The sequence below is a fragment of the Methylobacterium sp. NMS14P genome (assembly GCF_028583545.1).
Taxonomy (GTDB): domain Bacteria; phylum Pseudomonadota; class Alphaproteobacteria; order Rhizobiales; family Beijerinckiaceae; genus Methylobacterium.
Genome location: NZ_CP087107.1, coordinates 149509 through 163751, shown reverse-complemented (window position 1 = coordinate 163751; position 14243 = coordinate 149509). Strand labels below are relative to the sequence as shown.

Genomic DNA, 14243 nt, shown 5'->3' with positions numbered 1-14243 from the left:
GAGCCGGTGACCGGACTGATCGCGCGGCGAACGGCGCTGTCGCTCCTGGCGGCCACCGTCGGAAGCTTCGGCCGCGGGCGCGCGATGGCGGCCGCCGAGACGCCGTTCGATCTCACGCCCGACCAGCGCGGCCGCGTCCGGTCCGGGCCGGATCCGGCTGCACGCGCCCGCCTCCCGGAGGCGTTCCGCTTCGCCGAGCCCGGTCTCTTCACCGTGGCGATCACGCCGGGTGGGCCGCCGCTCGCCACCTACGCGACCGATGCTCGGACCGTGGTCGGGGCCGACCCCGATTTCGCGCTGCTCCTCGCCGACAGCCTGGACCTGCGCCTGGACATCGTTCCGGTCGCCTGGGCCGACTGGCCGCTCGGCCTGTCCTCCGGCAAATACGACGCGGTCATCTCGAATGTCGGCGTCACCGAGCAGCGCAAGGAGAAGTTCGACTTCTCCACGTATCGGCAGGGCCTTCACGGCTTCTTCGTCCGCATCGACAGCCGCATCACGCGCATCTGCGAGCCGCGGGACGCCGCCGGGCTGACCATCAGCGTCGGCGGCGGCACCAACCAGGAACGCATTCTCCTCGCGTGGAACGCGCAGAACCGCGCGGCGGGGCTCCGGCCCCTCGACCTGCAGCTCTTCGACGACGAGGCCGGCCGCCTCGTGGCCCTGCGCTCCGGCCGGGCGGACGTGATCGTGCAGCCGCACGCGCAACTCGCCTTCGTGGCCGCCCGCGACAGGGACATCCGGCAGGTCGGAACGCTCAGCGCCGGCTGGCCGCTGCGGTCGGACGTGGCCGTGGCGACGCGCCGGGGCAGTGGCCTCGCCGACGCGCTGACGCGCGCCACCAACACGCTCATCGACGACGGGCGTTACGGCCGGATGCTGGCGCGGCGGGGATTGGCCGAGGAGGCGCTGCCGCGCTCCGAGACGAACCCGCCGGGACTTCCGAAGGACTGAACGATGCTTCGCCGCGCCTGTGTCGACGCGCGGCCGGACCGCGGTCCGGCCCGGCGCCGCACGACAGAACGGCACGAGAGGTCAAGATGACAGTCGCAGCCCGCCGGTTCACCGACCTCGTCGGCAACACGCCCCTGCTCGCCCTCGACCGCTTCGGCGCAGGCGCGCTGCACGGCCGCATTCTGGCGAAGATCGAGTATCTGAACCCGGCCGGCAGCATCAAAGATCGCACCGCCTGGGGTCTCATCCGTGCCGCCGAGACGGAGGGCCGTCTCGCCCCCGGACAGCTGCTCGTGGACCTCACCAGTGGCAATACCGGCATCGGCCTCGCTGCCCTGGCGGCCGCGAGCGGCTACCGCGCGAAATTCTACCTGCGCGCCTCCACGAGTGCCGAGAAGCGCGCGCTGATCCACCAGTACGGGGCGGAGACGATCCTGATCGACGACGCGGAGTTCCTCGAACCCGGCGCCGTGAACACCATCATCGCGCGCGTGCAGAGCGAGAATCCGGGCGCGTTCTACACCGACCAGCGCGGCAACCCGGCCAACCCGCGGATCCATTTCGAGATGACCGGCCCTGAGATCTGGCGGGATACCGCGGGTGCGGTCGACATCCTGGTCTCGGCCGTCGGCACCGGCGGCACGGTCTCGGGGACGGGACGCTACCTGAAATCGCGCAAGCCCGGCCTGCGGGTGGTGGTGGTCGAACCGGCTCCCGGATCGGTCCCGACCTTCGACCATCCGGATGTCGACGCCGTCGAGGGCGTGCACAGGGTGACGGGGGTCGAGCCGCACCTTCTTCCCGGAAACTACGATGTGCAGGTGGTCGATGAGGTCATCGCCTGCACGACCGTGCAGGCCCGAGCCCTGGCGCGGCGGCTCGCGCGCCAGGAGGGGCTCATGGCCGGCCCGTCGTCCGGCGCGGTGCTGTTCGCGGCCTCGGTGCTGGCCGCGCGGCCGGAGAACGCGGGCCGGACGATCGTCGCGATCGTCGCCGACAGCGGGGAGCGGTACCTCTCTCAGGCCGACGGGCTGCCGGCGGCGCAGCGGGCCACCGGATCGTGCGCGCTGGCCCCGGCCGCGCCTTCTCGGAACTCCCGCTCCGGCGCGGCCTCCGTCGGCCGGTCGTGGACGGCCCGAGACCTGCCCCTCGGTTGACCGTCGGCAGACCGCGATCGCGGATCGCGGTTCCGGTCACCCCAGCGGCGGCTGACCACCGCACGGCTTCGGCCCCGCGGCGATCCGCGGGGCCGGGCCGGTACGCTCCATGTTTGGGGTGGCTCCGGGTGCCCCCTCTCAGAAGTCGGGGCCGGCCGGCGCCGGAAGCGCGGCCTTGTCCTTCGGACGCTCGGTGATCAGCGCCTCGGTGGTGACGAGCAGGCCGGCGACCGAGGCGGCATCCTGCAGCGCGGTCCGCACCACCTTGGCCGGATCGACGATGCCGGCCTCGATCAGGTCGCCGTAGGTCTCGGTCTGCGCATCGAACCCGTAGGTGTCGGACCCGCTCTCGATGATCTTCGAGACCACGATCGATCCCTCGACGCCCGCGTTCGCGGCGATCTGGCGGATCGGTGCCTCGAGGGCCTTCAGCACGATGGCGATGCCGGCCTTCACGTCGGCATTGTCGGTCTTGAGCGATGACACGACCACCTTCGCGCGCAGCAGCGCGGTGCCGCCGCCCGGGACGATGCCCTCCTCGATCGCCGCGCGGGTGGCGTTGAGGGCGTCGTCGACCCGGTCCTTCTTCTCCTTCACCTCGACCTCGGTCGCGCCGCCAACGCGGATCACCGCGACGCCGCCCGCGAGCTTGGCCAGACGCTCCTGCAGCTTCTCGCGGTCGTAATCCGAGGTGGTCTCCTCGATCTGCGCCTTGATCTGGGCGATGCGGCCGGCGATGTCGGTCTTGTCGCCGACGCCGTCGACGATGGTCGTGCTCTCCTTGTCGATGCGCACACGCTTCGCCTGGCCCAGCTGCGGCAGGGTGACGTTCTCGAGCTTGATGCCGAGATCCTCCGAGACGGTCTGTCCCTTGGTCAGGATCGCGATGTCCTCCAAGATCGCCTTGCGGCGGTCGCCGAAGCCGGGCGCCTTCACGGCCGCGATCTTCAGGCCGCCGCGAAGCCGGTTGACCACCAGGGTCGCCAGAGCCTCGCCCTCGATGTCCTCGGCGATGATCAGGAGCGGCCGGCCGGATTGCACCACGGCTTCCAGGATCGGGAGCAGCGGCTGGAGCGAGGAGAGCTTCTTCTCGTGGATGAGGATGTAGGGATCCTCGAGTTCGGCGATGAGCTTCTCGGCATTCGTGACGAAATACGGTGAGAGGTAGCCGCGGTCGAACTGCAGACCCTCGACGACGTCGAGCTCGGTCTCGGCCGTCTTGGCCTCCTCGACCGTGATGACGCCCTCCTTGCCCACCTTCTCGACCGCCTCCGCGATGAGACGGCCGATCTCGGTGTCGCCGTTGGCCGAGATGGTGCCGACCTGGGCGATCGCGTCGGAGGCGGTCACCTTGCGGGCGCGGCCGGTGATGTCCTTGACGGCGGCCGTCACCGCCAGGTCGATGCCGCGCTTCAGGTCGAGGGGGTTGAAATTCGCCGCGACCGCTTTGGCGCCCTCGCGGACGATCGCCTGGGCGAGGACGGTCGCCGTGGTGGTGCCGTCGCCGGCCAGATCGTTGGTCTTCGACGCCACCTCGCGCAGGAGCTGGGCGCCGAGATTCTCGAACCGATCCTCGAGCTCGATCTCCTTGGCGACCGTCACGCCGTCCTTGGTGATCCGCGGCGCCCCGAAACTCTTCTCGATGACGACGTTGCGGCCCTTGGGACCGAGGGTGACCTTGACCGCATCGGCCAGAATGTCGACGCCGCGCAGGAGCCGTTCGCGCGCATCGCCCGAGAATTTGACGTCCTTGGCTGCCATGTCCGATCTCCGAATTACTGACGAGCGATGCCTGTTCAGGCTGCGATGACGCCGAGAATGTCGGCTTCCTTGAGGATCAGGAGGTCTTCACCATCGATCTTGATCTCGGTCCCGGACCACTTCCCGAACAAGACCCGGTCGCCGGCCTTCACATCGAGCGGCACGACCTTGCCGGTCTCGTCGCGAGCGCCGGGACCGACAGCGACGACTTCGCCCTCTTGCGGCTTCTCCTTGGCAGTGTCGGGGATGATGATGCCGCCCTTCGTCTTCTCCTCGCCTTCGAGGCGGCGCAACAGCACGCGGTCGTGCAGGGGTCGAAGGGCCATGGGTCTCTGAGCTCCGATCCGAATTTCCGCAGCGCGCCCTGATCGCGGCAGGCCGACATCGCCTATCCTGGCCCACGATGTTCTATAAAACAACTGATATGTTCTTTTAAAAGAACGCAGTCGGGTGGGAGGATGTTTTGGCGGCGGCGCGACGCTTGGGAGCCTCTCGCCCCGGCGACGCAGCGCCGGTCTCGTGATCCCTCCGCGCGGCGGCCGCTCAGTGGAGCCGGAAGTCGCCGGATACCGCGCGCAATTCGGCTGGCTTCAGGAGCTGGCAGTGCATGACCTTCACGGAATGCAGCGGCCCGTCGAGCTTGTCCTGCCAGAAGGCCAGGAACCGTCTCAGCTCCGGCAATTGGGGGAAAAGATCGTTCTGCTGCCACACGAACGTCTGCAGCAGGTGCGGGTAATCTGGCATATGGTAGAGAATCTCGGCCGTCGTCAGGCTGTAGCCCTCGATCCAGGACGATGTCATTCTCGCGAGGGGCATGACTTGAACTGCTCAAGATCGTCTGTCGAGGCACTACTCTGACTTGAGATAGTCGTTCTCTCAAGAGAAAGCTTCGCTATAATCGTCGGCCTCGCCGGACTCTTGGTCCCCCGCGAGGGGCGCTCGCAGCGTTGTTTCCCTGTTCCTGCAAGCGTTCGGCGCCGGGGCTGCCGTCGATGCCGGATCGCCTCGCGTCCCCGGGGACCGGTTCATGAGACAGCGCGCAGGACACGCGGCGGCTCGCCGACACGGAAGGCGGCACCCGGATGGGTGTCCTTCAGGTGAGCCCCGGCTCCGGGGAAGAGCTTCTCGCGCAGGGTGCCCTCGGCATAGCGCGTCTTGTAGGCGCCGCGGGACTGCAGTTCCGGCACCACCAGATCGACGAAGGCCTCGAGCGTCTCCGGCGCGACGGCGCGCGTGAGATTGAAGCCGTCGACATCGGCCTGCTCCGCCCATGCGAGCAACGCGTCGGCGACTTCGGAGGGCGCGCCGACGATGAAGGGCGCCCTGGCTCCGCGGGGGCCGAACTCGGCGAAATCGGCGCGCGTGAAGGGGCGCTCACCGGGCACGGTCAGGTTCTCCACCAGCGAGCGCATGGCGTTGGTCTCCTGATAGGCCAGCGGCTCGTCCGGCTCGAGCTTGGCGAGATCGATCCCGGTCCAGCCGGAGACGAGGGCGAACTGCCCTTCGGCGTCGATGTAGCGGGCATATTCGTCGCGCAGATCCAGCGCCTCGGCCCGGGTCGGGGCGACGATCACGGTGGCGCCGAGGAACATGCGGATGTCGCAGGGGTCGCGGCCGGCCGCCCGCGCGGCCTCGCGGATGGCCCGCACGGCCTTGCCGGCCAGCGCCGGGGTATGGCCGTTCAGGAAGATCGCCTCGGCATGCCGGGCAGCGAAAGCCTTCCCGCGGGCGGAGGTGCCGGCCTGATAGAGCACCGGCGTGCGCTGGGGCGAGGGCTCGCCGAGATGGCGGCCATCCACCTGGTAATACGGTCCGTCGTGACGGACCCGATGGACCTTCGCGGGATCGGTGAACACGCCGCGCTCGCGGTCGCGCCGTACCGCGCCGCCCTCCCAGCTGCCTTCCCACAGCTTGTAGGCGGCCTCCAGGAAGTCTTCGCCCGCTTCGTAGCGGACATCGTGGGCGCGGGCCTCGGCCAAGCCCATGCCCCGTGCTCCGCTCTCCAGGTAGCCGGTGACGATGTTCCAGCCGACGCGCCCCCCGGTGAGGTGATCGAGCGTCGTGATCCGCCGTGCGAACGTGTAGGGATGCTCGTAGGTGAGGTTCGCGGTCACGCCGAAGCCGAGATGGCGGGTGGCCGCCGCCATGGTCGGAACCACCAAGAACGGGTCGAGGCTCGGTGCCTGCGCCGCGCGCGCCAGGGCGGCATCGGCGTTGCCGCCGTAGACATCGTACTGGCCGATCACGTCGGCGAGGAACACGCCATCGAACAGCCCGCGCTCCGCGGTCCGGGCGAGCGCGGTCCAGTAGTCCAGCGTGTTGTAGCTGGCCGTGGTGTCCCGCGGATGGCGCCAGAGCCCCGCCCAGGTATGGCCCGGCGCGGCCATCTGGAAAGCGTTCAGCCGAAGTTCGCGGGATGAGGACATGTTCAGCCTGAGACGGGAGTGCGTCGCACGTGACGATGCGCGTATCGGAACGATATTCGGTGCCTCAACTCGGTCAACAAGAATGTACTTCCCTGTTGCGGATCGATTAGAGAATAACAACGGCCGATCCAACGACTTGAAAAGATGAACGTCCCGGAACGCTCGTGTCCATCCCGGTTCTCGACAGGGATCTGCCTGTCGCAAGTGTGAGGCGATCGGCGGGCGTCAGTCCGGAAGACCGGCGCCCCACGGGCTCGGCGACGCGGGCGCGGGCCGCGCCACGCCCGTGAACCCGTGCGCGGATCGCGGGAGAATCGGCCGGGCCGTTCGACACCGAGATCGCCGGGGCAAATCTCCTCTGATCCTTGCTGTCGACGATATAATACCGTCGTCACCTTCGCTTATATCAGGACGAACATAGCGATATTCCATCAAGTCAGACTGTATGCTTCATTCACGGTTGACGATCGTGTCCATGCCCAAGCTAATGATCATCCTGTTGCGGTGCGCGTGTGAAGGACGAAGCCTCGGATGAATAGCGTCTGGACGAGACGTTTGGTCGTCGCGGTGGGTCTCTTGACCGCCGTGCATCCGGCCTTCGCCCAGGGCGGCGGGGGAACGCTGACCGCCATCGTCCAGCCCGAGCCGGTCATCCTGACGGCGGCGCTGAATTCCGCGGCCCCGACGGGCGTGGTGAGCGGATCGATCTTCGACGGCCTCGTGGATTACGGGACGGACCTGAAGCCGAAGCCCGCTCTGGCGGAGAGCTGGGAAGTCGCGCCCGACGGACTCTCGATCGTCTTCCGTCTCCGGCACGGCGTGACGTGGCACGACGGCGTGCCGTTCACCTCGGCGGACGTGAAATGGACGCTCGAGAACGTCTGGCAGAAGATCCATCCGCGGAACCAGGTCACCTTCGCGAAGGTGACCCGGGTCGACACGCCGGACGACTGGACGGCGATCTTGCGTCTCAGCGAGCCGTCGGTGGCGATCCTCAGCTCGGTCAACAGCAACGGCGCGCAGATCCTGCCCAAGCACCTCTATGCGGGGACGGACATCCTCAACAACCCGCACAACAACAAGCCGGTCGGAACGGGCCCCTTCGTGTTCAAGGAATGGGTGAAGGGAAGCCACATCACGCTGGAGCGAAACCCGAAGTATTGGGACGCGGCGAAGCCGGCCCTCGACCGCGTCATCTTCAAGATCATTCCCGACGCAGCCGCGCGCTCGGCCGCTCTCGAGAAGGGCGAGGTTCAGTACGCGCCGCTCAGCCCGGTGCCGCTGCGCGATGCGGAGCGGCTATCCAAGCTCCCGGGCCTGCGCGTCGAGACCCGCGGCTACGAGTGGCTGTCGCCCTTCCTCTTCGCCGATTTCAACATCGACCGCCCGTACCTGAAGGACGTCAGGGTGCGCCGGGCCCTGGCCCTGGCGATCGATCGCGCGGCCTTAGCGAAGGTGGTCTGGTACGGGTTCGCCATCCCGGCCACGAGCCCGGTTCCGTCCTCGCTGCCCGAGTTCCACGACACGGCCGCGCCGCACTATCCGCTGGACCTGAAGCAGGCCGAAGCCCTGCTGGACGAGGCGGGACTCAAGCGCGGCTCCGACGGGAACCGGTTCAGCCTCAACCTCGACTACATTCCCTACGGGGACGATTTCAAGCGCACCGGAGAATTCATCAAGGCCTCGCTGAAGCGGGTCGGGGTCGAGGTCACCGTGCGCGGCCAGGACACCGCCGCCTACACCCGCCGCCTCTACGGCGACCGGGACTTCGACATCGCGATCACGTGGTTCGCGGCCTTCTCCGACCCGCAGGTCGGCGTCACGCGCGCCTACTGGTCGCACTCCGTCGGCAAGAACATCCCGTGGACGAACGCCTCGGGCTACCGCAACCCGGCCGTCGACACGATCATCGCCGCCGTGCAGGGCGAGCCCGACGGAGCGAGGCGCGTCGCGCTGTTCAAGCAGTTCCAGCGCACGGTGATGGAGGATCTGCCGACCCTGCCGCTGCTCGAGCTCCGGTTCTTCACGGTCGAGGCGTCCAATCTGCGCCACCCGATCAGCGGCGATCAGGTCTACGGCTCGTTCCGGGACTTCACGATCGAGCCGCGCTCCAACTGACCGCGATCGGACCGTGCCCATGATCTCCCGACGCAGCTTCGGATCGGCGGTCGCGCTGTCCACTCTCGTCCTCGCGGCAGGATTCCGGCAGCCCGGTTCCGCCCAGGCCGCCGAGGAGCCTCGCCGCGGCGGCACGCTCAACGCGATCATCCAGCCCGAGCCCGTCGCGCTCACGGCGGCCGTCCTCTCCTCGGCGCCGACCGGCATCGTCGGCGGCAACATCTTCGACGGGCTGATCAAGTACGACCTCGACCTGAAGCCGCAGCCGGAGCTGGCGACGCGTTGGGAGATCAGCCCCGATGGCCGCACCGTCACGCTTCACCTGCGCCGAGGCGTGACGTGGCATGACGGCCAGCCCTTCACCGCCGCGGATGTCGCGTGGTCGCTGGAGAACGTCTGGAAGCCGCTGAACCCGCGCAATCCCGCCCTGTTCCGGAACATCACCCGCGCCGAGACGCCCGACCCGCACACGGTCGTCTTCCACCTGGCGGAGCCCTCGGTCGCCCTGTTCGGTCTGCTGAACGGCAATGGCGCTCAGATCCTGCCGAAGCATCTCTACGAGGGCACCAACGTCCTCACCAATCCCTACAACCAGAAGCCTGTCGGGACCGGCCCGTTTGTGTTCAAGGAATGGGTGAAGGGCAGCCATATCCTGCTGGAACGCAACCCGCATTACTGGGATGCGGGCAAGCCCTATCTCGACAGGATCGTCTTCAGGGTCATGCCAGACGGTGCGGCCCGGGCCGCCGCACTCGAGAAGGGCGAGATCCACTACGCACCGCTCAGCCCGATCCCGCTCCGCGACGCGGATCGTCTGGCGAAGCTGCCGACCATCAGGGTGGGCACGGCCGGATACGCGTGGCTGACCCCGTGGCTCTACCTGGATTTCAACGTCCAATCGGAGGCGTTCCGGGACGTCCGCGTTCGCCGGGCGGTTGCGCACGCCATCGACCGCGACGCGCTGATCAAGGTTGTCTGGTTCGGTTTCGGCACGGCGGCGATCTCGCCCGTCGCGTCGAGCCTGCGGCCGTTCCACAATCCCGACGTGCCGCTCTATCCCTTCGACCCGAAGCGGGCCGAGGCCCTGCTCGACGAGGCCGGCCTGAAGCGGGGCCCGGACGGCATCCGCTTCGCGATCGTGCACGATTACCTGCCCTACGGCGAGGATTACCGGCGCACGGGCGAGTTCGTGAAGGCGGCGCTGAAGCGGGTCGGCATCGAGGTCACCCTCCGCGGTCAGGATACGGCCGCCTTCACCCGGCGCGTCTACGGGGAGCGCGACTTCGACCTCTCGAGTTCGTGGGCGTCCGCCTTCCCGGACCCGCAGCTCGGCGTCGCGCGGCTCTACAGCTCCGAGTTCGTCGGTCGGAACATCCCCTGGACCAATGGATCCGGCTTCCGGAACCACGAGGTCGACGCGATCTTCAAGGCCGTCGAGACCGAGCCGGATCCCGCGAGGCGCGTCGCGGCCTGGAAGCGGTTCCAGGTGATCGCGCAGACCGAATTGCCGACCCTGCCCTTGGTCGAGCTCAAGTTCTTCAACGTCTACGCGGCCAGGCTGCGCAACGCCGTGACGCGCGGGGACCAGATCTTCGGCCCGCTCACGGAGGCGTGGCTCGACGAGCCGGTCAAGAGCCAATGAGCGCCGGCGGGCTCTTCCGGAGGCTTGCGCCCGGTGCGCGCTGGGCACGCCGGCTCGGCCAGATCGCCTTCATCGTGGTCGGCATCGCGGTCGTGAACTTCTTCCTGCTGCGCCTCGCGCCGGGCGATGCCGCGGACGTGCTGGCCGGCGAGGCCGGCGCCGCGACGCCCGAATTCATGGCGGCGCTGCGCCATCAATTCGGGCTCGATCAGCCCCTCTATGTCCAGCTGGGCAAGTATCTCGGCAACGTCCTGACGCTGAACCTGGGCTACTCCTTCCGCCAGGGCATGCCCGTGTCCCGGCTGATCCTCGACCGTCTGCCCGCCACGGCGCTGCTGATGGGAGCGAGCATCGCCTTCGCGGTGATCGTCGGCGCAACGCTCGGCTTCCTGGCGGCCCGTCGCGCCGGCGGCCCGACCGACACGATCATCTCGGTGATCGCCCTGCTATTCTACGCGACCCCCGTGTTCTGGATCGGCGTGATGCTGATCGTCGTCTTCTCCGTCTGGCTCGACTGGCTGCCGGTCGGCGGCATGGCGACGATCGAGGCCGGCTATCGCGGCACCGCCTACGCGCTCGACGTCGCGCGGCACCTGGTTCTCCCGGCGGTGACGCTCGGCCTGTTCCACCTCGCCATCTACACGCGCCTGACGCGCGCCTCGATGCTTCAGGTCTACGGCCAGGATTTCGTCCGCACGGCTGTCGCGAAGGGCGTCTCGCCGGGTCGCATCGCGGTGCGGCACGTGCTCCGCAACGCGCTCCTGCCACTCGTCACGATGCTCGGAATGCAGCTCGGCTCCATCCTGGGCGGGGCGATCCTGGTCGAGACCGTGTTTTCCTGGCCGGGACTCGGCCGGCTCGCATTCGAGGCCCTGTTCCAGCGCGACCTCAATCTCCTCCTCGGCATTCTTCTCGCGAGCTCGATCTTGGTGGTCGTCGTGAACATTGCGGTCGATCTCACCTACGGTGCCCTCGATCCGCGGGTGGAGATTGACTGAGATGACGACGATCTCGACATTGCCCGCCGCCAGAACGGGGCCGGCTCGCCCGAGGACGCGGCGGCGCGTCAACGCCTCGGCCCTCGTAGGCGGCCTCATCCTCGTGCTGATCCTGTCCGGCGCGGCCGCCGCGCCGGTCCTCTATCCGGGCGATCCGCTCGACATGGTGGCGTCGCCCTTCATCTGGCCCGGAACGGATCCCGCGTATCCGCTCGGCACTGACATGCTGGGACGCGATATCGCGGCCGGCATCCTGCACGGGGCGCGGATCTCTCTTCTCATCGGATGGGTCGCGACCCTGGTGTCGCTCACGATCGGGGTCACGTTCGGCGCGGTGGCTGGGTTCTACGGCGGGCGGATCGATTGGGCACTGATGCGCGTCACAGAACTCGTCCAGACGATCCCGCCCTTCCTGTTCGCTCTCGCCATCGTGGCGATCCTTCGGCCTTCCGTGGCGACGATCGTGATCGCGATCGGCCTGACCGCCTGGCCGAGCCTCGCTCGGCTGGTGCGCGCGGAGGTCCTGCGGCTTCGCAACGGCGACTTCGTCCAGGCCTCGATCTCGGTCGGTGCGTCGCACGGGCGCATCCTCCTGCTGGAAGTTCTGCCGAACGCGCTGGCGCCGGTGATCGTCTCGGCCTCGATCCTGATCGCCAGCGCCATCTTGACGGAGTCGAGCCTCGCCTTCCTCGGTCTCGGTGACCCGAACGTGGCGAGCTGGGGCGGCATGGTCGGAGCCGGCCGCGAAGTGCTGCGGACCGACTGGTACATCGCCACGCTGCCGGGTCTCGCGATCGTCGCCGCGGTGCTCGGGCTCAACCTGCTGGGCGACGGCCTCAACGACCTTCTCGACATCCGGCGATAGCGCGGTCGGGCGACATGGATGCCGCGGAACAGCTTCATCGGGCCGAGCCCGGAGACGGCATCATCCCGGCTCCGACAGGCGGTCGTTTGGCTCGATCAGGGCCGCGCGCTTCAGCGACCCGCGCACAGAGACAAGGGACATCGATGCCCGGCCCCGTCCTCGAGATCGACGCGCTGAGCCTCGCGCTGCCGCCCGGATCCGACAGGCCCTTCGCGATCAGAAGCGTGTCGCTCCATATCGACGCCGGCGAGACGCTCTGCGTCATCGGCGAATCCGGGTCGGGGAAGTCGCTGACCGCGCTCGCGACCATCGGCCTGCTGCCCAAGGCTGTGCGTCCCACCGGCGGAGCGATCCGCCTCGCCGGACGCGATCTGCTCGGGCTGTCGGAGCGCGCCCTGCGCGGAGTGAGGGGCCGGGAGATTGGCACCATCTTCCAGGAGCCGATGACCTCGCTCAATCCAGTGATGCGGATCGGCGATCAGATCGCCGAGGCCTTCCAAGCCCACGGGGCGCTCGATGCCGGACGGCGCGTCGCGCGTACTCTCGCGCTGGTCGCCGAGGTCGGTATGCCCGATCCAGCCGCGATCGCCCGGGCCTATCCTCACGAATTGTCGGGCGGCCAGCGTCAGCGCGTCATGATCGCGATGGCGCTGGCCCTCGAACCGAAGCTCATCATCGCGGACGAGCCGACCACCGCCCTCGACGTCACCACGCAGGCGCAGATCCTCCGGCTGCTCGATGCGTTGCGGAGGAAACACGGTACGGCGGTGCTCTTCATCACGCACGATTTCGGTGTGGTGTCGGAGATCGCGGATCGCGTGGCCGTGCTCCAGCACGGGATCCTTGTCGAGCAGGGACCGGCGACGCAGGTGCTCCGCGATCCGCGACACGATTACACGAGACGCCTGCTCGCGGCGGTTCCCTCGCTGGTCCCGCCGGTGCCGAAAGATCTCGCCGGGACGCCCGCACTTCTCGTCGAGGGCCTCTCGAAGACATATCGCGGCCGGGGCTTCCTGCGACGTCGCGAAGTGAAGGCGATCGAGAGTGTCTCCTTCGACATCCGTCGCGGCGAGACGCTCGGGCTCGTGGGTGAATCCGGGTCGGGCAAGTCGACAGTCGGCCGGTGCGTCATGCGGCTGATCCAACCGGATACCGGAGCGATCACGATCGGCGAAGCTTTGATCAGTACCTTGACCCAACGCCAGCTCCGGCCGCTGCGCCCGCGCATTCAGATGGTCTTCCAGGACCCGTTCGCATCCCTCAACCCGCGCCGACGCGTCGGCCAGATCATCGCCGAAGGGCCGATCGCCCAAGGTCTGTCGAGACGCCGGGCGCTCGACGATGCGCGGGTCCTGCTCGGGCTCGTCGGCCTCGAGCCCGGCGTCGCGGAGCGCTACCCCCACGAGTTCTCGGGCGGTCAGCGCCAGCGCATCGGCATCGCCCGGGCGCTCGCACTTCGACCGGAGATCCTCGTGGCGGATGAGCCCGTCTCGGCGCTCGACGTATCCGTCCAGGCTCAGATACTCGCCCTCTTGCAGGATCTGCAGAAGCGACTTGGTCTCGCGATCCTGTTCGTGACCCACGACCTGCGCGTGGCGGCTCAGATGTGCGATCGCATCGCCGTCATGCACGGAGGACGGATCGTCGAGCTACAGCGGACGGTTGATCTATTCCGCGCGCCGCAGCACGCCTACACGCGGGCACTTCTCGACGCCGTGCCAGGCCAGTCGCTCCGATCCGGCGTCGCCGCGCGTTCCGCCGCGGCTGAGTGAATCCGACGAAACGGCCGGATTTTCCGGGCCCGATTACAAGCTCGCCGTCCAGGATGCGGAGATTGTTCGATCTGCACGCGGTCGATTCCGACGGCGACCTCGCCTGTCACAGATTCAAAGAAACTTCGTCTCGTGTCTACCGAGCACTGAAGACGATATTGCGATCGTTGATATAAAAAATGACACAAACTTCCATTGACGATTGCTTGTAACTGCTGGACCATGCTCACAAAGAGTTGTTGGATCTTCCGCCCGTCACGCGTACAGAGGTTGCCGGTGCCGAGCCAAGATTTGTCGATGGCGAGCCCGAGAATCTTCGCGCCGCGCGCGGACTGGCGCGCTGACCCGGCGACAGAGTCCGTGGCAATCCCTGTATTGTCACGCCCCGCGGTCGATATCGATGAGGCGCGCGGCCTCGCGATCTGTCCGGCGGGCCCGACGCATTCGCGACTTGGTGCCGACGTTCCAAGGGCATCGGGCTCCCTGGAAGGCTATGTCCGTTTCTCGATCGGGCTGGAGCACAGCGACGGCCATCTCGCCGACCTCGATC

The 14243-nt window shown here is 68.0% G+C and carries 11 protein-coding genes; 7 read left to right on the top strand and 4 right to left on the bottom strand.

Features of this window, described 5'->3' with window-relative positions; all coding sequences use genetic code 11:
• The first annotated feature begins 84 nt into the window (after window positions 1-84).
• On the top strand, window positions 85-954 hold the full coding sequence (locus LOK46_RS30590) for a transporter substrate-binding domain-containing protein (RefSeq protein WP_273565217.1): 870 nt from the start codon (window positions 85-87) through the stop codon (window positions 952-954).
• Window positions 955-1040: 86 nt separating this feature from the next.
• Window positions 1041-2111: a PLP-dependent cysteine synthase family protein gene (locus LOK46_RS30585; protein WP_273565103.1), complete on the top strand. Its 1071-nt coding sequence runs from the start codon at window positions 1041-1043 to the stop codon at window positions 2109-2111.
• Between the two features lie 138 nt (window positions 2112-2249).
• Here the strand turns inward: LOK46_RS30585 and groL are convergent, their stop codons facing one another.
• The 4 genes from groL to LOK46_RS30565 form a co-directional block, all read right to left on the bottom strand.
• A complete protein-coding gene (gene groL, locus LOK46_RS30580; RefSeq protein WP_273565102.1) occupies window positions 2250-3872 on the bottom strand; it encodes a chaperonin GroEL in 1623 nt (540 codons plus the stop codon).
• Between the two features lie 35 nt (window positions 3873-3907).
• Window positions 3908-4198 (bottom strand): co-chaperone GroES, encoded by a 291-nt coding sequence (gene groES / locus LOK46_RS30575; RefSeq protein WP_273565101.1) that lies wholly within the window; start codon window positions 4196-4198, stop codon window positions 3908-3910.
• Between the two features lie 217 nt (window positions 4199-4415).
• A complete protein-coding gene (locus LOK46_RS30570; RefSeq protein WP_441012111.1) occupies window positions 4416-4688 on the bottom strand; it encodes an usg protein in 273 nt (90 codons plus the stop codon).
• Window positions 4689-4897: 209 nt separating this feature from the next.
• On the bottom strand, window positions 4898-6298 hold the full coding sequence (locus LOK46_RS30565; protein WP_273565100.1) for an LLM class flavin-dependent oxidoreductase: 1401 nt from the start codon (window positions 6296-6298) through the stop codon (window positions 4898-4900).
• Between the two features lie 531 nt (window positions 6299-6829).
• Between LOK46_RS30565 and LOK46_RS30560 the strand changes: the two genes are divergently transcribed.
• The 5 genes from LOK46_RS30560 to LOK46_RS30540 all read left to right on the top strand — a co-directional run bounded on the left by LOK46_RS30560 (window position 6830) and on the right by LOK46_RS30540 (window position 13693).
• Window positions 6830-8416 (top strand): ABC transporter substrate-binding protein, encoded by a 1587-nt coding sequence (locus LOK46_RS30560; protein WP_273565099.1) that lies wholly within the window; start codon window positions 6830-6832, stop codon window positions 8414-8416.
• A 19-nt stretch (window positions 8417-8435) separates the two neighbouring features.
• Window positions 8436-10058 carry an ABC transporter substrate-binding protein gene (locus LOK46_RS30555; RefSeq protein ID WP_273565098.1) on the top strand — a complete coding sequence of 541 codons (1623 nt, stop codon included), beginning with the start codon at window positions 8436-8438 and terminating at the stop codon, window positions 10056-10058.
• Window positions 10055-11056: an ABC transporter permease gene (locus LOK46_RS30550; RefSeq protein ID WP_273565097.1), complete on the top strand. Its 1002-nt coding sequence runs from the start codon at window positions 10055-10057 to the stop codon at window positions 11054-11056. The genes LOK46_RS30555 and LOK46_RS30550 overlap by 4 nt, the downstream gene beginning before the upstream one ends.
• Window position 11057: 1 nt before the next feature.
• Window positions 11058-11921, top strand: a complete 864-nt coding sequence (locus tag LOK46_RS30545; RefSeq protein ID WP_273565096.1) for an ABC transporter permease — start codon at window positions 11058-11060, stop codon at window positions 11919-11921.
• A gap of 143 nt (window positions 11922-12064) precedes the next feature.
• Complete coding sequence (locus LOK46_RS30540; RefSeq protein ID WP_273565095.1) at window positions 12065-13693, top strand: ABC transporter ATP-binding protein; 1629 nt, start codon at window positions 12065-12067, stop codon at window positions 13691-13693.
• The last annotated feature ends 550 nt before the right edge of the window (window positions 13694-14243 follow it).

Bases quoted from the DNA above. Each gene is read 5' to 3' on its own strand.
- LOK46_RS30590 (WP_273565217.1), top strand. From the start codon at position 85: ATGGCGGCCGCCGAGACGCCGTTCGATCTCACGCCCGACCAGCGCGGC.
- LOK46_RS30555 (WP_273565098.1), top strand. From the start codon at position 8,436: ATGATCTCCCGACGCAGCTTCGGATCGGCGGTCGCGCTGTCCACTCTC.
- LOK46_RS30540 (WP_273565095.1), top strand. From the start codon at position 12,065: ATGCCCGGCCCCGTCCTCGAGATCGACGCGCTGAGCCTCGCGCTGCCG.
- LOK46_RS30570 (WP_441012111.1), bottom strand. From the start codon at position 4,688: ATGCCCCTCGCGAGAATGACATCGTCCTGGATCGAGGGCTACAGCCTG.
- LOK46_RS30550 (WP_273565097.1), top strand. From the start codon at position 10,055: ATGAGCGCCGGCGGGCTCTTCCGGAGGCTTGCGCCCGGTGCGCGCTGG.
- groL (WP_273565102.1), bottom strand. From the start codon at position 3,872: ATGGCAGCCAAGGACGTCAAATTCTCGGGCGATGCGCGCGAACGGCTC.
- LOK46_RS30545 (WP_273565096.1), top strand. From the start codon at position 11,058: ATGACGACGATCTCGACATTGCCCGCCGCCAGAACGGGGCCGGCTCGC.
- LOK46_RS30565 (WP_273565100.1), bottom strand. From the start codon at position 6,298: ATGTCCTCATCCCGCGAACTTCGGCTGAACGCTTTCCAGATGGCCGCG.
- groES (WP_273565101.1), bottom strand. From the start codon at position 4,198: ATGGCCCTTCGACCCCTGCACGACCGCGTGCTGTTGCGCCGCCTCGAA.
- LOK46_RS30560 (WP_273565099.1), top strand. From the start codon at position 6,830: ATGAATAGCGTCTGGACGAGACGTTTGGTCGTCGCGGTGGGTCTCTTG.
- LOK46_RS30585 (WP_273565103.1), top strand. From the start codon at position 1,041: ATGACAGTCGCAGCCCGCCGGTTCACCGACCTCGTCGGCAACACGCCC.